We start from the raw sequence: 25,384 nt of genomic DNA on the forward strand, positions 1-25,384 counted from the left end.
GTAATTGTATATGAAATGTAAAAATTATGGGGGTGTAATAAAATGATATCACAAGAAATGACTGAAATACGTAATAAAAGGGTTATGGCTGCACTTAATATGGAGAAAACAGATAGAATTCCAATATTTCTATCTGGACAGATGTATTACAATTTTATAGATCCTACAATGACTATTGCTGATTATTGGAGAAGACCCGAATTAGTGGATGAAAAACTTATAGAGGCTGCAGAGCTTCCTATACTTGATGAAATGGATTCAGCTCCTACATGTACAGGAATACCTATGGAAACTTTTCTGCAAAGTTTTGCAGCTATGTGGTTTGCAAAGATGAAAGTGCCTGGACGTGAATTAGGTGATAATGTATTATGGCAGATTGATGAACAAGGACCTATGACGGAAGAAGACTATGATACAATTATAGACAAAGGCTGGGAATACATGAAGAAAGAACTCTATAATAGAATTGGATATCATCCAGAAGAACTTCCTCAAATGGATATGGAGTATGCTGGAAAACTTCAAAAAAGAATAGCATCTCTTGGAAAAACAACGGTTGGCATGTCCGGTGGATTATTACCTATACCACCATTTGAAACTTTAAGTGGTGCACGTAAATTGTCCAAGTTTTTTAGGGATTTATATCGTGTGCCTGACAAAGTTAGGGCGGCATTAGATGTTATGGAAGAGGCAGAATTAGAAAATACAGTTAAAGCTATGAAAGCTATGCCTGGTGTATATGGATTTATAGGTGGAAGTCGCTGCGGATGTGACTTTATATCCCCAAAGATTTTTGAAAAATTCTATTTCACATATCATCAAAAGCTAGTACCTGTAATGCAGCAAAATAATGTAAAAACTTGGTTCCATATGGACGGTAACTGGGAAGCATTTTTGCCTTACTTTAGGGAATTCCCTAAAGCTCAGTGTATATGGGATCCTGATCATGTAACTGACATTCGAAAAATTAAAGAAATACTTGGAGACAAGATGTGTATTACCGGCAACGTGCCTCCAGCACTTACATCAGTTGGTAAACCTGAAGACTGTTACAAATATGCTAAGGATCTTGTGGAATTATTTAAAGATCATGATGGTTTTATTATGAACTCAGCTTGCAGTGTCCCACCTAATGCAAAACAAAAAAATATAGAAGCTGTTATTTTAGCAACTCTTGGTAAGTAATTTAAATTAGAATATTTAATTTAAAAAATAGAAAGTGTTCCTGGGGGATTCTCAGGAACATTTTCTATAAGAAATAATAATTATAATTTTTGATCCAAAGGTTTTTTCATTAAGCCAAGCAAGGCTGCGGTTATAAAAGAACCTATTAATATAGCAAATACGTATAAGAGTGGATTACCACTAACTATTGGTATTACAAATATACCACCGTGAGGTGCAGGAAGTCCTATGTTGAACATCATGGATAGTCCTCCAGCAACAGCAGCTCCCACTATAGATGCAGGAATTACTCTTGCAGGATCTGAGGCTGCAAATGGTATAGCACCTTCAGTTATAAAAGTAGCTCCCATTATATAACAAGTTTTTCCTGCATCTCTTTCTTCTCTTGTAAACTTATGCTTAAAAAATGTAGTAGCAATAGCAATTCCAAGAGGAGGAACCATTCCACCTGCCATTATTGCAGCATGAGGGGTGAATTTACCTGCAGCTATCATGGCTATTCCAAAAGTATAAGCTGCCTTATTCACAGGACCTCCCATATCTACAGCCATCATTCCACCTAATATAATTCCTAAAATAACTTTATTGGCTGTTCCCATTGATCCAAGCCATTGCTCTAGAGCTGTATTTATAGCTTTTACAGGATTTACGATAAACAAAAGCATTATAGCTCCGGTAATTAATATTCCTAATAACGGATATAAAAGTACAGGCTTTATACCTTCAAGTGAAGCAGGTAGTCCAGAAAAGACTTTCTTTAGTAATATAACAACATAACCACCTAAAAATCCAGCAATTAATCCACCTAGGAATCCAGCTCCATTATTAGCTGCTATAAAACCACCAACCATAGCAGGTGCAAAACCAGGTCTATCTGCTATACTCATTCCAATAAAACCAGCAAGTACAGGTACCATAAGAGAAAATGCATAAGTACCGCCTATATCATGTAATAGCTTGGCCACAACATTAAAAGACGGATCTTTAGGATCAAAGCTTTTAATGCCAAACATAAATGATATAGCTATAAGTATACCTCCACCTACGACGAAGGGAAGCATATTTGAAACACCATTCATTAAATGTTTATAAAAACCGGTTCGCTGCTTTTTATCTGAATTAGATCCTTCAACTTTTTTATCTGAATGGTATGTAGGAGCATCATCCATCAAGGCTTTATTTATAAGTCCTTCAGGATCTTTAATAGCATCAGACACAGATACCTGGATTAATTTTTTGCCATTAAATCTTGTCATTTCAACTTGTTTATCTGCAGCTACAATTATGCCATCTGCCTTTTGTATGTCTTCATCAGTAAGCTCATTTTTTACACCAGTAGATCCATTTGTTTCTACCTTAATTTCAATTCCCATATCTTTAGCTTTGTTGTTTAACGCATCTGCTGCCATATATGTATGTGCTATACCTGTAGGACAAGCTGTAACTGCTAATACTAATTTACTAGGGGATTCACTTATATTGCTTTCTTTAGATGTAGTGCTATGATTTTTAGATTTTACATATTCAGCTTCCTGTTTATCTATGAGATTTAATACTTCATCTTTAGATTTTGCATTTATAAGTTTGTTTTTGAATTCTTTATTCATAAGCATACTGGATAATCTGGCAAGGGTATCTAAATGTTCATTATCGGCACCTTCGCTTGCTGCTATCATAAAAAATAATTGGGCATCAGTTCCATCTAAGGATTCGTAGTCTAATCCTTCTTTTTTTATTCCAAAAGCTAAGGAAGGAATTTTTACGGCTGCTGTTTTTGCATGGGGAATTGCTATACCTTCTCCTATTCCTGTAGAGAACTCAGATTCTCTTTTAAGTATTTGTTTTTTATATTCCTCTTTATTGTTTAATTTTCCAGCTGAATCAAGTATATTTATAAGTTCGTCTATTACTTCTAATTTGGTGTTTGAGTCTAATTTAAGCTTTATTGTACTTTCTTCTAAAAGTTCAGTGATTTTCATAATTTTACCTCCATTGTAAATTAATATTTCAACTTTTGCACATATAAAATTTTTTTAGTTAATAGTTAAGAATGAAGAATTAATAGTTAATGTGGATTTTTTTCCGTTACACTACAAAAAATCTTTAATTAAATTTTTGAAGGCTCGTTTTGCTAAAGCAAAACATTACTAATCACTGACTTATATAAATTTAAAGATTTTTTGCGACAGCTAAAAATCATCCTTCACTATTAATTTTTCATTATTAATTCTTAACTTGCGAGCTTTGATTCGCAAAGTTTTTAAACTGCGAAAGTTGAGTTAAACATATTACAGTTTTTTATCCGATGGATGCATCTCTGGATTACTTTATCCGATGGCTACCAGCCGTAATATCCCCATCTTCTTATAAAGTGGGGGATAATGGCTGCTACGCCCCTGGATAACGATTTCTAAGTTTCAGATGGAAAAAAACCTTCCACCTGAAACCAAGAACTCCGTTTATGTTAAAGTTTAGCTATGTGTACATCAGAAAGTAAATTCTCAACATCATCTTTTTTACATAAGTCTTTAGAAAAAGCAGTTGCACTTCCGGAAGCAGCACCATATCTGAAACTTTCAACTATGTTAAAACTTTTTGTATATTGGGCAAGAAAACCAGCTACAACGGAATCACCAGCACCTACGGAATTTTTTACTTCTCCTTTTGGTGCAGAAGCAGTGTAAATACCTTCATCGCATAAAAGTAGGGCGCCATGCTTTCCCATTGAAATTATTATGTTTTGGGCACCCATATCTTTTAATTTATTGGCATAATAAATACAATTTTTTATATCTTTAATTTCTACATCAAATATGTCTCCAAGTTCATGTATATTAGGTTTTATTAAAAATGGTTTATATTTTAATGTAGAAGTAAGGGCATCTCCGGTAGTATCTACTATAACTTTGCTGTTTTCACATTTTTCTTGAATTATAGAATATATATTGGATGGTATAGATTTTTGTACATTTCCTGCAAGTACTATAAAATCTTCTGGCTTCAAATTTTCTATTTTTTCGAATAGTTTATTTAGATTAGAGCTATCTATATGTGGTCCTGCAGCATTTATTTCAGTTTCCTTATTGGATTTAAGTTTTATATTTATTCTTGTGTCTTCATTAACTTGTATAAAATCTGTAAGAATACCTGAATTTTTAAGAGAATCCTCTATAAACTTGCCAGTAAATCCACCTATGAATCCCAATGCTTTACTTGATGATCCAAGATTGCTTAGAACTCTGGACACATTTATTCCTTTTCCACCGGCATATTTTTTTTCATTTACAACTCTATTTATGGAACCTAAAATTAAGTTATCAGTTTGTATAACATAGTCTATTGAAGGATTTAAAGTTACTGTATATATCATTAATCTGTCACAACCTTTACTTTAGTTTTTTGTATATATTTTTCATAATTTTCTATTTTACAGTTTGTAATTATGGAAGCTTGATCTAAATTTCCTACCTTTACAAAACTTACTTCTCCAAATTTACTCTCATCTGCAAGGATGTAGCTTTGACCTGAATGTTTAATGGCATTTTCTTTAAGTATAGCTTCTTCAGAGTCGGGAGTAGTAAATCCGTATTTTAGATGAATGCCGTTTATACCTAAAAAGCATTTGTCAAATCTAAATTTTTCAATACTTTTAAGTGCATCGCATCCTATAACAGCTTTTGTACTATTTTTAACTTTTCCTCCTAGTATATATCCATTTATATTGTTTTCAATAATAGCATTTATATGATTTAATCCATTAGTTACTACTATCAGAGATTTTTTATTTATATATTGAATCATTTCAAAAGTAGAAGTTCCTGCATCTAAATATATACAATCTCCTTCTTCTATATAGGATGCTGCGAATTTTGCTATTTTTCTTTTTTGATCTACATTTTGAATTTGTTTTTCATTATAAGTTGGTTCTATGAGACGGCCTTTTGGAATTGTAGCACCACCATGAATTCTCTTTAGTACATTTATATTTTCAAGATAAGTTAAATCACGTCTTATAGTAGACTCAGATGTATTTAAAAGGTTTACTAAATCGTTAACCTTTACAATTCCATTTTGCTTTAATTTCTCTAATATTATCTTATGGCGCTGTTCTGTTAGCAAAATTGATCACCTTCTTTCCTAGATAAAATTTATTATTAATCATTAAATGTATTTTATGTAAACATTATAGTATAAAATTTTCTAAAAAACAATCATTTTAATTCAAAAACATTCAAAATAATTCATTAATGTTTCAAAATCAATCACATAGAGAAATTCTTCCCCTAAATTTAATATGGATGAATTATTTTTATTTACAAAACTAAGTATGTACACAGTGTGTATAAATTAGCAATGTCAAATTCTGCATTATGTAGGGTGAATTTCAAAAAAATATGTGCTATTCTATATTTAATGAACAATTTATTTTCAATAATTTTTATAGGATAAATTACAAGAACTACCTAATACTAAAAAGGAGAAATAATTATTATAAGTTAAATTGTAAATGTTTTAATTAAATTGTTTATTAGGAAATTATGAAAATGAGGTAAAAATAGAAGGAGGTTAAAATATGTTAATAATAGGAGAATTAATAAATACAAGCAGGAAGCTTATACGTGAAGCTGTAGAAAAAAAAGATGGAAACTACATACAGGAAATTGCAAAAAAACAAGAAGAAGCAGGGGCAACTTATATAGATGTAAACTGTGGAACATTTATGCAAACTGAAGTGGAAACCATGGAATGGCTGGTTGAAAATATTCTTCAGGCAACAGACCTTCCATTATGTATAGATAGTCCTAATCCTCTAGCTCTAGAAGCTGGATTAAAAAAAGTAAAAAATGGAAAACCAATGATCAATTCCATAACAGGAGAAGATGAAAGGTGGAATACAATACTTCCACTAGTAAAAGAGTTTAATTCTAAAATAATAGCACTTTGTATTGACAACACAGGAATGCCAAAGACACAGGAAGACAGGCTTAGGATAGCAGATTCCCTTATAACAAAACTTACTGGAGAAGGAATAGCTCTTGATGATATATATATAGATCCACTTATAAAACCAATAAGTGCAGGACAAAACAATGGAATAGAAGTACTAGCTGCAATACAAAAAATAATGGAAAGCTATCCAGGAGTACATACTACCTGTGGATTAAGTAATATATCCTATAGCTTGCCAGCAAGAAAAGTATTGAATAGATTATTTATGGTTCAAACTATGGCTCGTGGAATGGACTCATACATTATGGATCCAACAAATAAGGAAATGAGGGGTGCCTTACTTGCATCACAAACATTACTTGGACAAGATAGGTTCTCAAGAAAGTTCATTAAAGCATTCCGTGAGGGATTATATGAGTAATATAAGAACTGTTGTGGTGGCATGCAGGACTATTAAAGAGGAATTAGAAAGGGTAATTAATGAAATTCATTGTGATTATCCTATATTATGGATAGAATCGGGGCTGCACCTTAATACAGGAGAATTAAGAGAGTGTATACAAAAAAAATTAGATAGTATATCAAATGTAGATCAGGTGCTTTTAGCTTTTGGTTACTGCGGAAATGCCGTCATCGGATTAAAATCACTCGATTATAAAGTTATTTTTCCACGAGTAGATGATTGCATTACTTTATTACTTGGTTCTAGTGAAAGGCGAAAAAATATTTCAAAAGAAAAGGAAACTTATTTTCTCACTGAAGGCTGGCTGAATTCTGAAAAAAACATATGGGCTGAATATAAGGATACAGTAAAAAGATTTGGGAAAGCTAAAGCAGATAAGGTATATAAAATAATGCTAGGAAATTATGAAAGACTTGGAGTTATTGAAACAGAAACTGATGAATCAGAAGACTTTATAAAAATAACTCATCAGATTGCAGCAGATTTAAAATTAAAACAGGAAGTAATTCCTGGAACAATTAGCTATATTAAAAAGCTTTTAACTGGTCCTTGGAATAATGATGAATTTGTAGTAATTAACCCCTATGAAACGGTCTCAATGGAACATATATATGGTAGATCTGAAGTTTAAAAAAATAATTTGAACTCTAGTTCCAATGAAAAGGATGGTGTAATTAAATGAATTTAATTATTTTTGGAGGATTTCTTGGCTCTGGTAAAACAAGTTTAATATTATCACTAGCACACTTTTTAGTTGAAAAACAAAGTCCCAATAAGCAAAATCTTGTAATAATTGAAAATGAAGTTGGAGAAACGGGTATTGATGACAAAGTGCTTAAAAGTAAAGGATTAAGTGTAAAAGAATTATTTTCTGGGTGTATTTGTTGTCAGCTTTCATCTGACCTCGTAATTACTTTAAATGATCTTCGTGAAAAAGTTGATCCCGAATGGGTAATTATTGAAACTACGGGACTAGCTTATCCTAGCAAGATTTTAAGTACACTTAATAAATATGGTAAAGGAATAGAAAGCATACGGATTGTAAGTGTAGTTGATGCAGAACGATTTGAAGAACTTACTGAAATAGCACCAGTACTTATAAAATCACAGATATCAGATGGAAATACAATTCTTGTAAATAAGATAGATCTAGTTACAGATAAGCAATTAAAAAATATAGAACGGTCTGTAAAAGAAGTTAATCCAAAGGCTACTTTATATAAGGTATCTGCAAATAAAGATATAAATGATAGTATATGGAAAGAGGTGGCTAAAAGCAATGAATAATCATGAACATGACCATTCCCATTGTGAGGAACATCACCACCATCATCATTGCGATGAAACTGAAGAAGATTTATATGGAGAATTAAATGAAGTACCAGCTGTTTTTTCATATACAAAGTCTTTTGAACTTGAAAAAGAAGCTAAAGGAGATAAGTTACAAGAATCTTTTGTACATTGGATTGAAAGTTTAAGAAAGTGGGCCATAGAAAATAAACATTTTATAGGTCATATTAAAATCTTTGTAAAGGATGAAAAGGATTTTAATTTATGGGTTGCTACTACAGGAAAGAAAATTAACGTTAAAACCTTTTCTGAAAATAATGATTATGATATAAAAAATATTACAGTGAATATGACAGCCATTGTTTTTGGAACTGATGAAGAAACTTTAAAATCTGTAGTGTTAAAAAAATTAGATGAAGAGCTTTTATGTTATATGAATTAAATATATTTTAATATTTTCTAGTTTAGGAGGATCTAATATATGAAAATTAATTCTGACGATTTGGTCAAAGATGCACTTGAGTTAGATGCAAGTTACGCAGCAGTTATAGATACATCAAAAATTAAATTTCATGAAGATTACAGAAAAGCCTGTGAGAAAAATATTTGTGGCAATTATGACACCAACTGGATGGGCCCGCCAGCTATTGGTCCTATATCAGAATTAATGGAAAAAGTTAAACAGTATAGAAAAGGACTTTTAATACAGACAGTTCATAAATTGTCTAATTCTTTTGACTGGAGAGGTATGGCTGCTTCTAAAGATGTTCATGAAAAAATATTTAGAAATATTGTTAGCAGCATAAAAGACAAATATGAGTTTGAGGATATTTTACCTCTAAATGCAGGGTGTTGTACAGTGTGTAAAAGATGCACTTATCTTGATGGAAAAGAGTGCAGATATCCAGATAAAGCACTTTCATCTGTTGAGGCTTATGGAATTGATGTTATGGCACTTGAAAAAGGAGCAGGAATTCCATATTATAATGGATTAAATACACTTTCTTATGTAGGGCTTATACTTTTTAATGAATGATTTATTTGAAAGATACTATATTCAATTTAAATTAAAGGGGGAAGTATTATGAGTAAAAAATTAGTTGATGCAATGGCAGATTTGGATGAAGATGTTGTTTTAGCAGAGGTAAAAGCACAAAAGGAAAATGGAACACCAGTATTAGATATAATAGCAGACTTACAAGAAGGTATGGGAATTGTAGGAAATAGATTTGAAAAAAAGGAATATTTTTTATCTGAACTTATTATGTCTGCAGAAGTGTTTAATGAAGCATCAGAGATCATTGGAGGATTAGGAGAAGCTTCAGGACCAAATAACGGAATATTTGTAATGGGAACTATTTACGATGATATACATGATATAGGAAAAAATATTGTAACTACTGTAATGAAAAGCAATGGTTTTGACGTAAAAGACCTTGGAGTTGATGTACCTACATCAAAATATATTGAAGCTATAAAGCAATACAAGCCTAAGGTAATAGGAATATCTTGCCTTTTGACTACTTGCTTTGATAACGTAAAACAATGTATAAAGGAAATAGAAGATGCAGGACTTAGAAAAGATTTAAAGATTTTAGTTGGAGGTGGCCCTGTAGACGAGGCAGCAGGAAAATACATGGGTGCAGACTTAGTTTGCAAAGATGCACAGCAAACAGTAGATTTCTGTAAAAAAGCTATGGGGGTAAAATAATATGAAAACTACAAAAGAGTTATATGATGAACGTTTAAGTAGATTTAGAAAATCAATTGCATTGGAGAAAACTGATAGAACATCTGTTATATTGCATATGGATGCTTTTTGTGCTAAGCATATGGGAGTAAAATTATCAGATATTTGTGGTGAAGATAGTGTAAAGGTATCAAATAAGATTATATTGGATTCATTAAAAGATTTGGGAGATGTTGATGGAACTGAGGCATCATATAGTGGAGGACGTGTATTCCCATTAGTATTTATGTCAAGAGTTAAGCTCCCGGGACGAGAACTTCCTGATGATATGCTTTGGCAATTAGATGAAGCAGAAATGATGCATCCAGAGGATTATGACACAATTATAAATAAAGGTTGGAATAACTTTATGCCTGGTTATTTAAAAGATAGATTAGGCATTGACATGGATTCAATTTTAAGAGATTTAGCTTATGGACCACAAGCAGATAAGAATATTGAGGATGCGGGTTATTTGGTATACAGTCCAGCTGTAACTATAACTGTAAATGAGTATTTAAGCGGTGGACGTTCTATGGCAAAATTCATGAGGGATTTATTTAGAATGCCAGATAAGGTTGAAGCAGCTTTGGAAGTTATTCAAAAAGAGAATTTAGAGAAGTTAAGAAAACAAATTAGAGAAACTAAGCCTGAAGTTATGTTTCTTTCTCCAGCACGTGGAGCTAGTGAATTTTTCTCCCCTAAGTTGTGGGAGCGCTTTGTATGGAAATATATTAAGGAGACAGCAGATGCCATTATAGAAGAAGGCGCTGTATGTGCCATTCATTGTGATGGAAACTGGGAACGTGATCTTAGTTACTTCAAGGATTTTCCAAAGGGAAAAGTTATATTTGAAACAGATGGTATGACGGATATTTATAAGATAAAGGAGGTACTTGGAAGCACTGTATGCATTAAAGGAGATGTACCTGCAGCAAAACTTGTACTTAGCACTCCTGATGATATTTATAGTTACAGTAAAAAGCTTATTGATGATATGGGTACAGGATTTATTCTAGCTAGTGGATGCTCAATACCTCCAAATGCAAAAGTTGAAAATGTAAAAGCAATGGTTTCTGCAGCTACAGGCAGGTAAAAAAAATAATTATTATAAGTTAAATTGTAAATGTTTTAATTAAATTGTTTATTAGGAAATTATGAAAATCAGGTAAAAATAGAAGGAGGTTGAAGTATGTTAATTATAGGAGAATTAATAAATACAAGCAGAAAGCTTATACGTGAAGCTGTAGAAAAAAAAGATGGAAACTACATACAGGAAATTGCAAAAAAACAAGAAGAAGCAGGGGCAACTTATATAGATGTAAACTGTGGAACATTTATGCAAACTGAAGTGGAAACCATGGAATGGCTGGTTGAAAATATTCTTCAGGCAACAGACCTTCCATTATGTATAGATAGTCCTAATCCTCTAGCTCTAGAAGCTGGATTAAAAAAAGTAAAAAATGGAAAACCAATGATCAATTCCATAACAGGAGAAGATGAAAGGTGGAATACAATACTTCCACTAGTAAAAGAGTTTAATTCTAAAATAATAGCACTTTGTATTGACAACACAGGAATGCCAAAGACACAGGAAGACAGGCTTAGGATAGCAGATTCCCTTATAACAAAACTTACTGGAGAAGGAATAGCTCTTGATGATATATATATAGATCCACTTATAAAACCAATAAGTGCAGGACAAAACAATGGAATAGAAGTACTAGCTGCAATACAAAAAATAATGGAAAGCTATCCAGGAGTACATACTACCTGTGGATTAAGTAATATATCATATAGCTTGCCAGCAAGAAAAGTATTGAATAGATTATTTATGGTTCAAACTATGGCTCGTGGAATGGACTCATACATTATGGATCCAACAAATAAGGAAATGAGGGGTGCTTTACTTGCATCACAAACATTACTTGGACAAGATAGGTTTTCAAGAAAGTTCATTAAAGCATTCCGTGAGGGATTATATGAATAATATAAGAACTGTTGTAGTGGCATGCAGGATAGTTAATAATGATTGAATAGGGCAACTAGTGAAATCGATTTATTTTAAATAGATATGTTTTTATTTTAGGGATTAGAAAAAACTTTCAAAGCATTGTTATAGTAAATAAATTTGCAAATATTAAGTAAAATGCTTGAAAGATATTATATTCAATTTAAATTAAAGAGGGAGGATATGAAAATGAATAAAAAGTTAGTTGATGCAATGGCAGATTTGGATGAAGATGTTGTTTTAGCAGAGGTGAAAGCACAAAAGGAAAATGGAACACCAGTATTAGATATAATAGCAGATTTGCAAGAGGGAATGGGAATTGTAGGAAATAGATTTGAAAAAAAGGAATATTTTTTATCTGAACTTATAATGTCAGCAGAAGTGTTTAATGAAGCATCAGAGATCATTGGAGGATTAGGAGAAGCTTCAGGATCAAGCAACGGCATATTTGTAATGGGAACTATTTATGATGATATACATGATATAGGAAAAAATATAGTAACTACTGTAATGAAGAGTAACGGCTTTGATGTAAAGGATTTAGGAGTTGATGTACCTACATCAAAATATATTGAAGCTATAAAGCAATACAAGCCTAAGGTAATAGGAATATCTTGCCTTTTGACTACTTGCTTTGATAACGTAAAACAATGCATAAAGGAAATAGAAGATGCAGGACTTAGAAAGGATTTAAAGATTTTAGTTGGAGGTGGTCCTGTAGACGAGGCAGCAGGAAAATACATGGGTGCAGATTTAGTTTGTAAAGATGCACAGCAGACAGTAGATTTCTGTAAAAAAGCTATGGGGGTAAAGTAATATGAAGACAACACAACAATTATACAATGAACGTTTAGATAGATTTAGAAAAACATTGGCATTAGAAAAAACAGATAGAACACCTGTTATACTTATGAATGATTCTTTTGCCGCTAGACATATGGGATTGAAGTTGGCAGATATTTGTGGAAAAGATAGTGTCAAAGTATCGAATAAGGTTATAATAGATTCTCTAAAAGATTTGGGAGATGTGGATGGAGTTAATTCATCCTACTCTGTAGGACCTTTATTTCCATTAGAATTTATGTCAAGAGTTAAGCTTCCAGGACGAGAGCTTGCAGATGACATGCTTTGGCAGATTGATGAAGCAGAAATGATGAAGCCAGAGGATTATGACACCATTATAAATAAAGGCTGGAACAATTTTATGCCTGGTTACTTAAAAGATAGATTGGGAATTAATGTTGATGAAATTATGGCAGATGCAGCTTATGCTCCACAAGCCGATCAGAATGTCAAAGATGCTGGATTTGTAGTATATAGTCCTGCTGCAGTTATAACTGTAAATGAATATTTGAGTGGAGGACGTTCTATGGCAAAATTTATGAGGGATTTATTTAGAATGCCCGATAAAGTTGAGGAAACTTTGGATGTTATTCAGGCAGAAGTAGTTGAAGGCATAAGGAAGCAAATAAGAGCTACTAAACCAGATGTACTTTTCCTTTCTCCAGCACGTGGAGCTAGTGAATTCTATTCTCCTAAGTTATGGGAGCGTTTTGTATGGAAATATATTAAGGAGACAGCAGATGCTGTTATAGAAGAAGGCACAATATGTAGCATCCACATTGATGGAAACTGGGAGCGTGATCTTGACTACTTTAAAGATTTTCCAAAGGGAAAGATTGTATTTGAAACAGATGGTGTAACAGATATTTATAAAATAAAAGAAAAGCTTGGAGATCGTATGTGCATTAAAGGAGATGTACCTGCTGGGAAGCTTGTTCTTGGTACTCCTGATGAAGTGTATGATTATGCTTCTAAACTTGTTAAAGATATGGGAGATGGATTTATTTTAGCAAGTGGATGTAGTGTACCTCCAAATGCAAAAGTTGAAAATGTAAAAGCAATGATTTCTGCAGCTACAGGCAGATAGAAATAAAAAAATTCACCAGTTTAATTTAACTGGTGAATTTTTTTATTCTACTTATAATCTTGAAATTGCATTCCATGAGCAAATTCTCTGTTAAAATCTTTTTGTGCTCCTAATTCAATGTAAGTTACTTTACTAGCTATAGTATTAGAATGCTCATATTCGTCATTTGACAGTAGGGCAAGCATTGAACCTGTACCAGCAGCATTTCCTACTAATTGTATCTTATTTTCAAGCTCTGGTGGAATTAAACCTATTGTACAGGCACTATGTGGGTCCATATAGTTACCAAAAGCACCAGCTAAGATTACTTCTTTTATATCGGATGTATTTATATTACACTTTTTCACAAGTATGCTTATACCTGCAGATATAGCTCCTTTTGCTAGCTGAAGTGAAGTTATATCATTTTGAGTAAGCATAATAGCACGTCCATGTGCTGTTTCCGATGGAGGAACTATTAAGAAGGCATTTGCACCTTCATAAGTTATTATATTATTTTTAAATGGAAGTGCATTTGGATTTATAAAGTTGTCAGGGGATAAAAGCTTTCCTCTTTTATTTATTATTCCAAGTCTCACAAGTCCTGCCACAATATCAAGTAGAGCAGATCCGCAAATACCTTCAGGTTTTTCATTTCCTATAACAGTGTAGTTTAGAGATTCACCAAAGCTTACATGATCTATAGCACCCTTTGCACCTCTCATACCGCTGCTTATTTGAGCTCCTTCAAAAGCAGGACCTGCTGCAGCAGAACAGGAGACAAGTTTCTTTGAAGATCCTAGGACTATTTCGCCATTAGTACCTATATCGATAGCTAATTTTACATCTTTACTTTTATCCATTTCTGAGGCTAAAATTACACCTACAGTATCTGCCCCTACAAACCCAGCGATATTTGGAAGCACAAATACCTTACCTGATGGATTTATGTGAAGGTTAAGATCTGATGATTTTAATTCCAGTGTTTCGCTTATTACGGGAACATAAGGTATATATGCAATATATTTTGGAGTAAGACCTAGAAATAGATGGTGCATGCAGGTATTTCCCACAATGGTAATTGCATATATGTTTTCCTTTAATATATTTGCTTTATGTACACTATCTTCAATTAATTTATTTAATACATCCAAGAGAGTAGATTGCATTAATTTAACACCGTTTTCATTTTGATTGGCAAAAGTTGTACGTGAGATTACGTCTGCCCCAAACTTTATTTGAGGGTTCATTGCTGAAGAAACAGCAAGTTTCTCTCCAGTATATAGATCCATTAGATAAGCTACAATAGTAGTAGTACCAATATCAAAAGCCACACCAAGCATGGTATTTTCAGTATTTCCCATTTCTATACCAATAATCTCATTGCCGTGAATAACTGCAGTTATATGGTGGTTTGCTTGACGAAGTTTCACGGGCAGTTCCCTTAAAACAGAAATATTCATTTTAATATCTTTATAATTTGGTTTTTTTTGCATTAATTTCTCTTTTAAACGTTTTAAATCAGATTTCTGCTTGTCTAAGGAAGGCAAGTCTACTTCTACGTAAACTTTTTCAATAAGAGGTTTAATAGTAAAGGTCCTTTTTGTGGATGATTGTAGTATATTATAGACTTCATTTTTCTTCTGATTTAGTTGAACGGTTATATCGCTGTATACCTTGGTTTCACAAGCAAGGTGTATACCTTCTTTAAGTTCTTTTTCTTCTAAAAATTTAAGTTCCTTTTCTGTAGCCTTTAAGTTTTTATCTAATATTTTAATTCTACATTTACCACAAGTGCCCATTCCACCGCAGGGAAAATCAAAATCTAATCCTTCAGCTGTAATAGCTTCTTTAAGAGTAGTTCCTTCACAGACAGATATTATGCGGTTTTCAGGTTTAAAAGTAACTGTGTAATTGCTCATTTAAGATACCCCCAATGATATGAAATTTATATTGATAAATATAAACAACCTATTTAAATTCATCAATATATTCAAGTATAATAAAACTTAAATTGAGATGAAATGTAATTTTTACATCATTTAAATTAACGCCCATAATTTCTTGGATTTTTTCTATACGATGAACTAAAGTACTCCTGCAAATGTTTAAAGTTTTTGATGTTTTCAACTGATTTTTTTCATTTGACAAATAAAAACGAAGACACTTTAAGTATTTGGTATTATGGGATTTATCATATCTCATTAAGTTAAATATTGAATCATGACAAAAATTTTTTAAATCACTTTTTGATGAACATGTTTCTAATAAGTGGAATATTGCTAAATCTTCGTAGAAAAAAAGAAATTTATTTATTTTCAGTCCCATACCAAGTGTAATAGCCTTTAAAGCTTGTTCATAGTATTTCCTGGTATTAGCTAGATCATGAAAACATCTACTTAAACCGCCATGTATATTATTTTTTTTAAAGAAGTCTATGACTTTACTAAAACTGTGATCAATATCTGATATTTTATTTTTTTGGCTTATTAGTATGACAACAGAATTTTCATATATGACAGACTTACTTCCTACTAGCATATATTCAATAGCATCTCTTACCCTGTGAAGAGGGATGTTTACAAAATTATTTTGAGGTACATTTACTACAAGTATATAGAGATTAGGTTTGAAATGTAAATCTAAAAATTTTGACCTTTCTTCAATAACTCGTGTATCAGTTTCTTTTCCATTGAGTAAATCCATGATAAAATTTTCATATTTCAATCCTTTTATGTTTTGCAGTGAACTGTTTTTCTGCATTTCAGAAGCAACTACTTTACATAAAAGAAAGATAAATTCTATGTCATTTCTAGAAAATGGTTTTTGACACTCCAACGCAGTTACATATCCAACTACTTTATCATTAATTTTAATATTTGATATTATACGTGGAATTCTAAATTTATCTTTTCCTATAAAAATAGGAGAACTGCTTTTGTGTACTACATCAATAAAATTTCGAACATTTGACATAGGTACAAAGTTGTAGGAACAGTAACCTTTAGTTAAAAGTTCAATCCATACAGGATCCTCTACTTTAATATCTTTGGAAGATGCAATGAGCTTAAAGCTAAGATCTAGGATACATATAGGGTTTTTAAGAATCTCACATCCCGTATTTACTATATATTCAAGCCCCTTTCCACTTATTAAAGCATCTAATAGTTTTGTTGAAGCTATACTAAATTCTTGATACTTTATTAAGATACTTTGTATTTCATTGAAAGTTTTAAATATATCCATATTAGTATTCAACACTATTAAATTTACTATGGAATTTTTATCTGGTTTATATTGAAGATCGTCAGTTTTAATACAAAGTATATTTATAGCACCTTTTTGCGGTGGGATTTTTTTAAAATTAAAGGTTTTGCATACATATAAATGGTCTGGTTCAAATAAAGTTTGATTTTCTTCAAGGAGTTTAACATATTTAATTGTTATTCCTTCTGTTTGTGAAATATATAACCTAGGATTATAATTTTTTATTTTGCCTAGGAAAGTACGTAGATCCATCCCCATATTAAACACCTCTCAATATCATAATAAACTATTATTTGACATAATAAAAGTGCTAATTTGTTATTAGAAGAGCATATTATACATATTGTATACTTTTAAGTTAAAATTTCTTCATATTGTATGATGCTTTATGGGTGTATTTATGGTAGTTTATATACATAAGTATAAATTATGAGGGGGATATTTTTTATGAGCAAGGTACTTATAGACGCAATGGCAGAACTTGATGAAGATTTAGTCATTGAAGAAGTAAATGCTCTTATAAAAGCAAATGTACCTGTAATGGATATTGTAGGTTATTTGCAAAAGGGTATTGAAATTGTAGGAAAAAGATTTCAAGAAAAAAGATACTTTATGTCTGAACTTATTATATCAGGAGAAATATTTAAAGAAGTTTCACAAATACTTAAAGATTTAATGCCCTCTGGCACAGCTAAACATGGAGTATTTGTTATGGGAACTATTTATGGAGATATACATGATGTAGGTAAAAACATAGTATGTACTGCCATGAGCAGTAATGATTTTAAAGTAATTGATCTAGGAACGGATGTATCAACTGAAAAATTTATTAAAGCAATTAAAGAATATCATCCTAAGGTTGTAGCCATTTCATGTCTTTTAACAAATTGCTTTGAAAATTTAAAGGAATGCATACAATCTATAAGGAATACAGAGTTTGGAAAAGAAATTAAGATATTAATTGGAGGGGGAGTATTGGATAAACAGGTTTGTGAATATGTAAAGGCAGACTTTTTTCCTAGAACAATTCAGGAAACAGTACAATACTGTAAAGAAATATATGGGATGAAATCTATAAAATAGTTGAAAATTTTGTGCTATAATAAAATTTAGCAGAGAGGAAGTGAAATGCATTTAATGTTTAAACAAAATGGTACAGATTTAAACTCAAATATAGAGGAAGCTGCAAGTTATATAAGCTCTGGAATAAAGGTAAAACCAGAGATAGCACTTATACTTGGATCGGGTCTTGGGCATATCGCAGATGAAATTGAAGACAAAAAAATATATCCTTATAGTGAAATACCAAACTTTCCTATTTCTACAGTGGAAGGTCATAAAAGCTGTCTTGTTGTAGGAAAACTTCAAGGTAAGGTAGTAGCTGCAATGCAGGGCAGATTTCATTATTATGAAGGATATTCAATGAAAGAAGTGACTTTTCCTGTTAGAGTTATGAAGATGTTGGAAATTCAAAACCTAATAGTAACTAATGCTGCAGGAGGAATAAATAAAAATTATAAAAGTGGAGATCTGATGCTTATAAAGGATCACATAAATCTATCAGGACAAAATCCTTTAATAGGACAGAACTTGGAAAAATTTGGACCTAGATTTCCAGATATGTCTGATGCATATGATAGTCATCTTAGAGAAATGGTAAAAAAGGTGGCATATGAATTGCACATACCAATTCAAGAAGGAGTATATGCTTACATGAGTGGGCCAAGCTATGAAACGCCAGCTGAAATAAAGATGCTAAGTGTATTAGGAGGGGATGCAGTGGGAATGTCCACAGTTCCTGAGGTGATTGTGGCAAATCACAGTGGTATGAGAACTATTGGAATATCCTGCATAACTAATATGGCAGCAGGGATATTGAAACAAGCCCTAAATCATGAAGAAGTTATAAAAAATTCCCTCTATGCTAGTGAAAAGTTTACGAAATTGATTAAAGCAATAATAGAAAATATATAGATTAGGAAAACTAAAACACATATTTATTATTGCAATTGAAAAATATTGAGAAAATGAGATGAATAACCATATTTTGTGGTTGCACAAGACGGAATGCTTATATATAATAGTAAATGGGTAAACTTTAATTTGTGGAGGTGTATACTATTAATAAAAAAAATAACTTAAATGAAGAAATTAGGGCAGACAAGATTAGATTGGTAGGAGAAAAAGAAAGTGAAATTGTAAATACTAAAGATGCTTTAAATATGGCAAGAGAGCAGGGTATGGATTTAGTAGCAGTTTCGCCGCAGGCTAAGCCACCTGTATGTAAGATAATGAATTATAGTAAATTTCTTTATGAGCAATCTAAAAAAGCAAAACAAGCTAAAAAGAATCAAAAAATTGTAGAATTAAAGGAAGTTAGATTAAGTGCTACTATTGAGGAAAACGATATAGAAATCAAGGCAAATAATGCGAGAAAATTTTTGGCCAAAGGAAATAAAGTGAAGGTTTCTATAAGGTTTAGGGGGAGACAAAATAATTATACAAGTTTAGGTAGGAAAGTTTTTGACACATTTTTAAGTAAATTAGATGAAAGCTCAGTAGTGGAAAGAGCACCTAAATTAGAAGGAAATAATATGTTTATGATTTTAGCCCCTAAGAAATAGAGTACTTAGTAAAAATAGAACAATAGTATCAGAATTTTAGTAAAAATTCTGATACTATTTTTTATATATCATTGCTTTTGTAATTTTTTGATTTTATATATAAAACCTTGATAAACTTTTTAACATTTATATGTATAGGTTGACTAAGAGGAGTATTATTTTTTAGTTCTAGCATTTTTTTTCTTACTTCCGTAAAATCGAAAAACTCAGCAGCGTATTCTTCAAACTTTGGGTTGGAATAGTCTGTAAGCCCAAGGGAGGCTATATAATTTAGTGACTGAAGCACGGCCCTCCTAACTCTTTGTTCTGACGCTTTTATCTCTTTTTTTATATCAATTGAAGAAGAACTTTGTCCGAGTTTTTTTTCAGAGATTTTAGTGAATATTTCTTTTAAAGATGGAAAATCCTTTTCAATAGTTTTTGTGTTCTCACGGGTATATAAATATTCTACAATGGATAGTAGATCTTTACTGCCGCTTTCAGCAATTATACCTAATTGGTTTAATATAAATTCACTGTATTCTAAAATACCTTTACTTGATTTTGAGCTGTTCTTATTATCTAGTGTATCCATTTTTAAAAAGTTCAAGGTGTCTTGAATATAACTTATGGATTTTTCAATTTTTATTTGCTCAACTACTTTTTTTATAACGCCAATTACTTCAAGTCTGTTTATTGGTTTTGTAATGTAGTACTGTACACCTAAAGAATAAGCTTTTCCTATCATTTCTTTGTTTTCTACTTGGGATAGCATTATTGATTTACCTTTAAAAGAAGGGTCAAGTTCACTTATAGTTTGAAGACCGTCTTTAACTGGCATTAAAAGATCAATTATAAGTATATCTACTTTTTTAGTACATAAAAAGCTACTTGATATGGGAACGCCATTTGCTGCTTCACCAACAACTTCTCCCAAATTGTAATCTTCAATTATTTCAGATAACATTGAACGAATAGCTTCATCATCGTCTACAATAAAAAATTTCATATTTATATCATCCTTCCTTTATCAAACTTTTAATTGGAAGCTCAATAGTAAAAGTAGTTTCAGCTGAGTTAGATGCACTTTCTAGCATAACTCTTCCTTTCAAATTTGTAACTATTTGTTTTACATAAGAAAGACCTATTCCTGTTGATGGTTTTCCTAGCTTATTATATTTTGTTGTATAGCCGGGTTTAAAAATGAGATCCTTTTTCTTTTCAGGTATCCCTATGCCATTATCAGAAACCTGAAATTTAATAAAATCTTCTACTTTACCTATATAAATTTTTATAGTACCTGTATTTTCTATGGATTCTATAGAATTTGATACTAAATTATTCACAAGTGACAGTACAGTATAAATGTGAAGATCAGGTATACCACTATATGCTATATTTACTGAAAAATCAATGCTTTTCCCAAGAGTGAGAGAATATTTTTTATTTGTGTCTACTATTATATTGCAGATTTCTTCAATATTCATATAATCCTTAGAATTTTCAGATAAAATCATTTTAGAGAGTCCGGAATATATTCTTTGGTTGTCCTTTTTTATTTCATGCACTTGACCTGCAATTTTTAATAAACTTTGTGACAATTCATCTCTATTCAATTTTGAATAATTGGTTTTGAAAGATTCATATAAAGTGTAACAGTCTCTTGTAATATTTTCTGCAAAGGTTAGGGATTTTTTTAATTGTACAGATTCTGCATATAAGTTTGAAATAAGCAGCAGCATATATCTATTTTGCTCTTTTTGTTGGTTAGCGGCTGTTCTCACTTCATTTAACTTTATTATGTTGAAAAACCCGAGTACAAAAAAAGATCGTATAATTGCGACTATGGAAACCAACCCAAAGGCATAAACTGAAATAGAATTTCTAAGTACTAAAAACCTCACTACAAGTTCACAAGTTGAGGAAAGTATGTCTATACAGGCAGCTAAAGTACCCATCAAAAGAGGATTATTGTGTAAGTTATTTATTTTTGTTAAATAAAATAAACATGAAAAAACTAAATAGTAAAAAAATGCAGGAGAATTTATTAAAAAAGCTTGATGAAATTCAAATCCACTTTGAAGCACGCAATCAAGAACAACTCTAAATATAACAGTAAATATACCAGCTACGACTCCATATAGAGGTATGGGAAGCTTTTTAATCCAAAATAAGAAAAACAAAAATAGTACAGGACTGAAGCTAACACGAAAAGTACTATTCAGTGGAAAAAATTTAAATTCTCCAACTATTGGTATTGAAACTACTATTAATATTAAAATAAATAAATCTTCTTTTAAGGCAGATGCAGTATTTTTCAAGTAAACACACCTCATTTTAATTATATAAAAATAAAACCCTATATATTATAAATTAAATAAATAGGATTGACAAACTTCTACAAAAATATTATTAATTATATATTTAAATTAGTTTGAAATTTAAATTAGTATATGCAGATATATTCTTTATTTATAAAATTGATAAAATTTTTTTATATATTTCAGTATAATAATATAGTTTTTTTTATGTTGAGTTGTAATATTGAGTTGTTGAAAATATATACATACATTAATCGTTTACAAAATAACGATGTAATTATTTAAAATACGGGAAGGGGATTAGAATGGAAAAGAAGAAAAGAAAACTTAAAGGTGGACTAGCCACTCAAATTTTAATTGGTCTTATACTTGGAGTTATAGTTGGTGCTATTTTTTATGGTAATCCAAATCTACCTAAATATCTCCAACCTTTTGGAACTATCTTTTTAAGGCTGATTAAAATGATAGTTATACCTATTGTAATATCCTGTCTTATAGTAGGTGTTGCAGGAGTAGGTGATATGAAGAAGGTAGGAATGCTTGCCTTAAAGACTATAGTATATTTTGAAATAATGACTACCATCGCATTAATCGTTGGTCTTGTATTTGCAAACATATTTCATCCAGGCACAGGTGTAGATATGAGCAGCTTGACTAAGACAAACATTGCTAGTTATGTTGATACTGCAAAAAAGGCTACTAATAAGGGATTTGTAGATACTATAATAAATATTTTCCCTACGAATATAATGGATTCTTTAAGCAAAGGAGACATGCTTCCAATTATATTCTTCTCTGTTATGTTTGGACTTGGAGTTGCATCTATTGGAGAGAAAGGAAAGCCTATATTGAACTTTTTCCAGGGTGTAGAAGATACAATGTTCTGGGTAACTAACCAAATTATGAAAACTGCACCTATAGGTGTATTTGCATTAATTGGATGCACCGTATGCAATTTTGGACTTAAATCTCTCATTCCATTGGGAAAGCTAATGATATTAGTTTATGCGGGTATGATTTTCTTTATACTTGTATTTATGGGAATAGCAGCAAAATTGGTTGGAAATAGCATAATCAAAATAATAAGAATATTAAAAGATGAGCTTTTGCTTGCTTTTAGTACAGCTAGTTCAGAAACAGTACTTCCTAGGTTGATGTCAAAAATGGAGAAATACGGGTGCCCAAGTGCTACAGTATCTTTTGTAATTCCTACAGGTTATACTTTTAATCTTGATGGTTCTACACTTTATGAATCTATGGCAGCTATATTTATAGCACAGTTATATGGTATACATCTTTCCATTGGAGCTCAAATAAGTTTAGTAATAGTACTTATGATAACTTCAAAGGGAATAGCAGGTGTCCCAGGAGCTTCTTTTGTAGTATTGCTAGCTACACTTGGAACTTGTGGCATCCCAATAGAAGGTCTTGCTTTTATAGCTGGAATTGATCGTCTTTTAGATATGGGAAGAACAGTAGTAAATGTTGTTGGAAATTCTTTAGCTAGTATATTTGTTGCCAACTGGGAACATGTATATGACAAGGAAAAGGGTGAAAAGTATTACCAATCCATTATAGATCACAAAGATCATAAAGATAAATTAAAAAGTGTAGAGGCATAGTTGTTATATGTAGTCTCTGTTAAAAGTGCTTTCACGGTTTCGTGAAAGCACTTTCTGTATAATGGTGCCTGGCACCAAGTGGGATAAAAATACTCCCATTAGGTGCCAGGCACCTAAAGTTGATTCAATTCTTCATCATTTAAATGATAAGGATAAGTTGATACTACAATATTTTTATTCCTCAGTAAGTTCTCTCTAAGCAAAAATCCTGTATGATTATGAAGAAAATTTCCCCACCACTTATGTGTTATAAATTGTGGCAATATTATAGTTACTTTTTCATCCTCAGAAGCTGCATTTGATATGATCTCTATATACTTGAGCAATGGAGTTATTATTTGTCTATAAGGAGAATACTTAGTTACTAGTAATATATCTGTATTTAATTCAGACCATTTAGTTTTTAGTTTTTCTATAGAAGCTTTATCAATGGATACATTTAAAGCTATTACATCTGGTGTTATGCTCCTAGCATATTGTAAAGCGTTTAACGTTGCTTTATTTAAACTTGCGATAGGAATTATACAAATATGTGTAAATTTTTTACCTAACTCTATATTTAATATATCTTCTTTTGATGCCCTCAGCTGTTCTGCCACTTTATTATAATGTCTATTTATAGATGCCATAATAATAACTAGTATAGGAATTAAAGCAATAACTATCCATGCACCAGCTAATGCTTTTTCATATATAATTATAAGTGTTGTAATTATAGTTACTATGGCACCTATACTATTAATTAAAGCACGTTTTTTCCATCCAGGTTCAGTACTACTTTTCCAATGTAGCACCATTCCTGTTTGTGCTAAAGTAAAGGACAAGAAAACACCTACTGAATACAGAGGAATTAGGCTGTGAACATCTGCTTTAAATATAAGTACTAATACTCCTGCAATAAGGGATAATACTTCAATGCCTATGGAGAAGCTTAGTCTCTTACCTTTCATAGTGAATTGTCTTGGTGCAAATCCATCTCTAGCAACAACGTACATTAGCATGGGAAATCCTGTAAAAGCTGTGTTACATGCCATTATTAATATTATGGATGTAGTAATCTGTATAAAGTAGTACATAAAGTTTCTGCCAAATACACCAAACGCTATTTGAGATAAAACTGTAACATTTTTTGTTGGTATAGCATGATAAAATCTAGCAAGTAGTGAAGTACCACCAAAGATAAACAATATTAAACTTGATAATAATATCATAACTATTTTGGCATTTTTTTGGCTAGGTTTTTTAAAGTTAGGTACTGCATTACTTACTGCTTCTAATCCCGTTAATGCTGAACAGCCAGAAGAAAAAGCCCTAAGAATTAAAAATATACTTAATGTTCCAGTTGCCTTAATGGAAGTATTTATCATAGGTGTAGCTGCACCATATATAGAGTATTTTATAAAACCATATATAATCATAGTTATCATACCCAATATAAATAAATAAGTAGGTATACTAAATATTTTAGATGATTCACTAACACCTCTTAAATTTAAGATAGTAAGTATTATAATTAATCCCACTACTAATGAAATCTTATGAATTCCTAAAGCAGGAAAAGCTGAGATTATTGCTGTAACTCCAGCACTAGCACTTACTGCAACCGTCAATATATAATCTATTAATAATGCAGATGCAGCAACTAATCCTGGTCTTATCCCTAAATTTTCTTTGGCAACTATATAAGCACCTCCACCTTGAGGGTATGCCCTGATAATTTGAACATAGGATATGGTGAGAATAAACAATAAGCCTATAATCATTAATGAAACCCATCCAAGCCAGTTGTAGGCGGTTAAACCTAATACGCCTATTAATACGACTAAAATTTCTTCTGCCGCATATGCAACTGACGAAATAGCATCACTAGCCATAATTGCTAATCCGAATAAAATATTATATTTTTCATGTGATGTTTGTTCATTTGGCAGTGGTTTACCAATTAAAACATCTACAAATTTTTCTAACATAATACTTCCTCCAAAACATATAAAAAATACATATCTATAATATGTGTATATTAATCCAGCTTAA

23 protein-coding genes are annotated in these 25,384 nt (G+C 31.4%); 15 read left to right on the plus strand and 8 right to left on the minus strand.

Annotation, left to right across the window (positions count from 1 at the left end; translation table 11 throughout):
• Positions 1-42 precede the first annotated feature (42 nt).
• On the plus strand, positions 43-1,185 hold the full coding sequence (locus CLJU_RS10105) for a uroporphyrinogen decarboxylase family protein (RefSeq protein WP_013238711.1): 1,143 nt from the start codon (positions 43-45) through the stop codon (positions 1,183-1,185).
• Positions 1,186-1,265: 80 nt separating this feature from the next.
• Here the strand turns inward: CLJU_RS10105 and CLJU_RS10110 are convergent, their stop codons facing one another.
• From CLJU_RS10110 to CLJU_RS10120, 3 genes are all read right to left on the minus strand, one after another.
• Positions 1,266-3,164 (minus strand): PTS fructose transporter subunit IIABC, encoded by a 1,899-nt coding sequence (locus tag CLJU_RS10110; protein ID WP_013238712.1) that lies wholly within the window; start codon positions 3,162-3,164, stop codon positions 1,266-1,268.
• A 485-nt stretch (positions 3,165-3,649) separates the two neighbouring features.
• Positions 3,650-4,555, minus strand: coding sequence for a 1-phosphofructokinase (gene pfkB / locus CLJU_RS10115; RefSeq protein ID WP_013238713.1), 906 nt, complete (start codon positions 4,553-4,555; stop codon positions 3,650-3,652).
• Complete coding sequence (locus CLJU_RS10120) at positions 4,555-5,304, minus strand: DeoR/GlpR family DNA-binding transcription regulator (protein WP_013238714.1); 750 nt, start codon at positions 5,302-5,304, stop codon at positions 4,555-4,557. The genes pfkB and CLJU_RS10120 overlap by 1 nt, the downstream gene beginning before the upstream one ends.
• A 454-nt stretch (positions 5,305-5,758) precedes the next feature.
• Here CLJU_RS10120 and CLJU_RS10125 point away from each other — a divergent pair, with 454 nt between their 5' ends.
• The 10 genes from CLJU_RS10125 to CLJU_RS10170 all read left to right on the plus strand — a co-directional run bounded on the left by CLJU_RS10125 (position 5,759) and on the right by CLJU_RS10170 (position 13,558).
• A complete protein-coding gene (locus tag CLJU_RS10125) occupies positions 5,759-6,556 on the plus strand; it encodes a methyltetrahydrofolate cobalamin methyltransferase (RefSeq protein WP_013238715.1) in 798 nt (265 codons plus the stop codon).
• Positions 6,549-7,229, plus strand: coding sequence for a DUF1638 domain-containing protein (locus CLJU_RS10130; RefSeq protein WP_013238716.1), 681 nt, complete (start codon positions 6,549-6,551; stop codon positions 7,227-7,229). The genes CLJU_RS10125 and CLJU_RS10130 overlap by 8 nt, the downstream gene beginning before the upstream one ends.
• Before the next feature lie 47 nt (positions 7,230-7,276).
• A complete protein-coding gene (locus tag CLJU_RS10135; RefSeq protein WP_013238717.1) occupies positions 7,277-7,885 on the plus strand; it encodes a GTP-binding protein in 609 nt (202 codons plus the stop codon).
• The gene (locus CLJU_RS10140; RefSeq protein WP_013238718.1) at positions 7,878-8,330 is read left to right on the plus strand and encodes a hypothetical protein; all 453 of its coding nucleotides are present in this window, start codon (positions 7,878-7,880) and stop codon (positions 8,328-8,330) included. Before CLJU_RS10135 ends, CLJU_RS10140 begins: the two co-directional genes overlap by 8 nt.
• A gap of 39 nt (positions 8,331-8,369) precedes the next feature.
• Positions 8,370-8,924 carry a DUF2284 domain-containing protein gene (locus tag CLJU_RS10145; protein ID WP_013238719.1) on the plus strand — a complete coding sequence of 185 codons (555 nt, stop codon included), beginning with the start codon at positions 8,370-8,372 and terminating at the stop codon, positions 8,922-8,924.
• A 48-nt stretch (positions 8,925-8,972) separates the two neighbouring features.
• Complete coding sequence (locus CLJU_RS10150) at positions 8,973-9,599, plus strand: cobalamin B12-binding domain-containing protein (protein WP_013238720.1); 627 nt, start codon at positions 8,973-8,975, stop codon at positions 9,597-9,599.
• Position 9,600: 1 nt separating this feature from the next.
• Entirely contained in the window at positions 9,601-10,713 is a 1,113-nt protein-coding gene (locus tag CLJU_RS10155) for a uroporphyrinogen decarboxylase family protein (protein WP_013238721.1), read from the plus strand.
• Between the two features lie 96 nt (positions 10,714-10,809).
• Positions 10,810-11,607 (plus strand): methyltetrahydrofolate cobalamin methyltransferase, encoded by a 798-nt coding sequence (locus tag CLJU_RS10160; protein ID WP_013238715.1) that lies wholly within the window; start codon positions 10,810-10,812, stop codon positions 11,605-11,607.
• 210 nt (positions 11,608-11,817) lie between these two features.
• On the plus strand, positions 11,818-12,444 hold the full coding sequence (locus tag CLJU_RS10165; protein WP_013238722.1) for a cobalamin B12-binding domain-containing protein: 627 nt from the start codon (positions 11,818-11,820) through the stop codon (positions 12,442-12,444).
• Between the two features lies 1 nt (position 12,445).
• A complete protein-coding gene (locus CLJU_RS10170; RefSeq protein WP_013238723.1) occupies positions 12,446-13,558 on the plus strand; it encodes a uroporphyrinogen decarboxylase family protein in 1,113 nt (370 codons plus the stop codon).
• Between the two features lie 47 nt (positions 13,559-13,605).
• Here the strand turns inward: CLJU_RS10170 and CLJU_RS10175 are convergent, their stop codons facing one another.
• Both CLJU_RS10175 and CLJU_RS10180 read right to left on the minus strand, forming a co-directional pair.
• Positions 13,606-15,459 carry an ASKHA domain-containing protein gene (locus tag CLJU_RS10175; RefSeq protein ID WP_013238724.1) on the minus strand — a complete coding sequence of 618 codons (1,854 nt, stop codon included), beginning with the start codon at positions 15,457-15,459 and terminating at the stop codon, positions 13,606-13,608.
• A gap of 49 nt (positions 15,460-15,508) precedes the next feature.
• Positions 15,509-17,062: a PucR family transcriptional regulator gene (locus tag CLJU_RS10180; protein WP_013238725.1), complete on the minus strand. Its 1,554-nt coding sequence runs from the start codon at positions 17,060-17,062 to the stop codon at positions 15,509-15,511.
• Positions 17,063-17,251: 189 nt separating this feature from the next.
• Here CLJU_RS10180 and CLJU_RS10185 point away from each other — a divergent pair, with 189 nt between their 5' ends.
• The 3 genes from CLJU_RS10185 to infC all read left to right on the plus strand — a co-directional run bounded on the left by CLJU_RS10185 (position 17,252) and on the right by infC (position 19,428).
• The gene (locus CLJU_RS10185) at positions 17,252-17,887 is read left to right on the plus strand and encodes a cobalamin B12-binding domain-containing protein (RefSeq protein ID WP_013238726.1); all 636 of its coding nucleotides are present in this window, start codon (positions 17,252-17,254) and stop codon (positions 17,885-17,887) included.
• Positions 17,888-17,932: 45 nt separating this feature from the next.
• Positions 17,933-18,778 (plus strand): purine-nucleoside phosphorylase, encoded by an 846-nt coding sequence (locus tag CLJU_RS10190; protein ID WP_013238727.1) that lies wholly within the window; start codon positions 17,933-17,935, stop codon positions 18,776-18,778.
• A 131-nt stretch (positions 18,779-18,909) separates the two neighbouring features.
• On the plus strand, positions 18,910-19,428 hold the full coding sequence (infC, locus tag CLJU_RS10195) for a translation initiation factor IF-3 (protein ID WP_023161700.1): 519 nt from the start codon (positions 18,910-18,912) through the stop codon (positions 19,426-19,428).
• A 61-nt stretch (positions 19,429-19,489) separates the two neighbouring features.
• On the opposite strand, the gene CLJU_RS10200 is transcribed toward infC, so the two are convergent.
• Complete coding sequence (locus CLJU_RS10200) at positions 19,490-20,416, minus strand: response regulator (RefSeq protein WP_013238729.1); 927 nt, start codon at positions 20,414-20,416, stop codon at positions 19,490-19,492.
• A 7-nt stretch (positions 20,417-20,423) separates the two neighbouring features.
• Positions 20,424-21,728 (minus strand): ATP-binding protein, encoded by a 1,305-nt coding sequence (locus CLJU_RS10205; RefSeq protein WP_013238730.1) that lies wholly within the window; start codon positions 21,726-21,728, stop codon positions 20,424-20,426.
• Between the two features lie 305 nt (positions 21,729-22,033).
• Between CLJU_RS10205 and CLJU_RS10210 the strand changes: the two genes are divergently transcribed.
• A complete protein-coding gene (locus CLJU_RS10210) occupies positions 22,034-23,350 on the plus strand; it encodes a cation:dicarboxylate symporter family transporter (RefSeq protein ID WP_013238731.1) in 1,317 nt (438 codons plus the stop codon).
• 113 nt (positions 23,351-23,463) lie between these two features.
• Here CLJU_RS10210 and CLJU_RS10215 read toward each other — a convergent pair whose 3' ends face one another.
• Positions 23,464-25,320 (minus strand): APC family permease, encoded by a 1,857-nt coding sequence (locus CLJU_RS10215; protein WP_013238732.1) that lies wholly within the window; start codon positions 25,318-25,320, stop codon positions 23,464-23,466.
• Positions 25,321-25,384: the final 64 nt, after the last annotated feature.

Origin of the sequence: Clostridium ljungdahlii DSM 13528, assembly GCF_000143685.1 — a bacterium.
Classification (GTDB): Bacteria; Bacillota; Clostridia; order Clostridiales; family Clostridiaceae; genus Clostridium_B; species Clostridium_B ljungdahlii.

Excerpts from the sequence above, each read along its gene's own strand:
- CLJU_RS10105 (WP_013238711.1), top strand. The coding sequence starts at position 43 with ATGATATCACAAGAAATGACTGAAATACGTAATAAAAGGGTTATGGCT.
- CLJU_RS10110 (WP_013238712.1), bottom strand. The coding sequence starts at position 3,164 with ATGAAAATCACTGAACTTTTAGAAGAAAGTACAATAAAGCTTAAATTA.
- pfkB (WP_013238713.1), bottom strand. The coding sequence starts at position 4,555 with ATGATATATACAGTAACTTTAAATCCTTCAATAGACTATGTTATACAA.
- CLJU_RS10125 (WP_013238715.1), top strand. The coding sequence starts at position 5,759 with ATGTTAATAATAGGAGAATTAATAAATACAAGCAGGAAGCTTATACGT.
- CLJU_RS10130 (WP_013238716.1), top strand. The coding sequence starts at position 6,549 with ATGAGTAATATAAGAACTGTTGTGGTGGCATGCAGGACTATTAAAGAG.
- CLJU_RS10135 (WP_013238717.1), top strand. The coding sequence starts at position 7,277 with ATGAATTTAATTATTTTTGGAGGATTTCTTGGCTCTGGTAAAACAAGT.
- CLJU_RS10140 (WP_013238718.1), top strand. The coding sequence starts at position 7,878 with ATGAATAATCATGAACATGACCATTCCCATTGTGAGGAACATCACCAC.
- CLJU_RS10145 (WP_013238719.1), top strand. The coding sequence starts at position 8,370 with ATGAAAATTAATTCTGACGATTTGGTCAAAGATGCACTTGAGTTAGAT.
- CLJU_RS10150 (WP_013238720.1), top strand. The coding sequence starts at position 8,973 with ATGAGTAAAAAATTAGTTGATGCAATGGCAGATTTGGATGAAGATGTT.
- CLJU_RS10155 (WP_013238721.1), top strand. The coding sequence starts at position 9,601 with ATGAAAACTACAAAAGAGTTATATGATGAACGTTTAAGTAGATTTAGA.
- CLJU_RS10160 (WP_013238715.1), top strand. The coding sequence starts at position 10,810 with ATGTTAATTATAGGAGAATTAATAAATACAAGCAGAAAGCTTATACGT.
- CLJU_RS10165 (WP_013238722.1), top strand. The coding sequence starts at position 11,818 with ATGAATAAAAAGTTAGTTGATGCAATGGCAGATTTGGATGAAGATGTT.
- CLJU_RS10170 (WP_013238723.1), top strand. The coding sequence starts at position 12,446 with ATGAAGACAACACAACAATTATACAATGAACGTTTAGATAGATTTAGA.
- CLJU_RS10175 (WP_013238724.1), bottom strand. The coding sequence starts at position 15,459 with ATGAGCAATTACACAGTTACTTTTAAACCTGAAAACCGCATAATATCT.
- CLJU_RS10180 (WP_013238725.1), bottom strand. The coding sequence starts at position 17,062 with ATGGGGATGGATCTACGTACTTTCCTAGGCAAAATAAAAAATTATAAT.
- CLJU_RS10185 (WP_013238726.1), top strand. The coding sequence starts at position 17,252 with ATGAGCAAGGTACTTATAGACGCAATGGCAGAACTTGATGAAGATTTA.
- CLJU_RS10190 (WP_013238727.1), top strand. The coding sequence starts at position 17,933 with ATGCATTTAATGTTTAAACAAAATGGTACAGATTTAAACTCAAATATA.
- CLJU_RS10200 (WP_013238729.1), bottom strand. The coding sequence starts at position 20,416 with ATGAAATTTTTTATTGTAGACGATGATGAAGCTATTCGTTCAATGTTA.
- CLJU_RS10210 (WP_013238731.1), top strand. The coding sequence starts at position 22,034 with ATGGAAAAGAAGAAAAGAAAACTTAAAGGTGGACTAGCCACTCAAATT.
- CLJU_RS10215 (WP_013238732.1), bottom strand. The coding sequence starts at position 25,320 with ATGTTAGAAAAATTTGTAGATGTTTTAATTGGTAAACCACTGCCAAAT.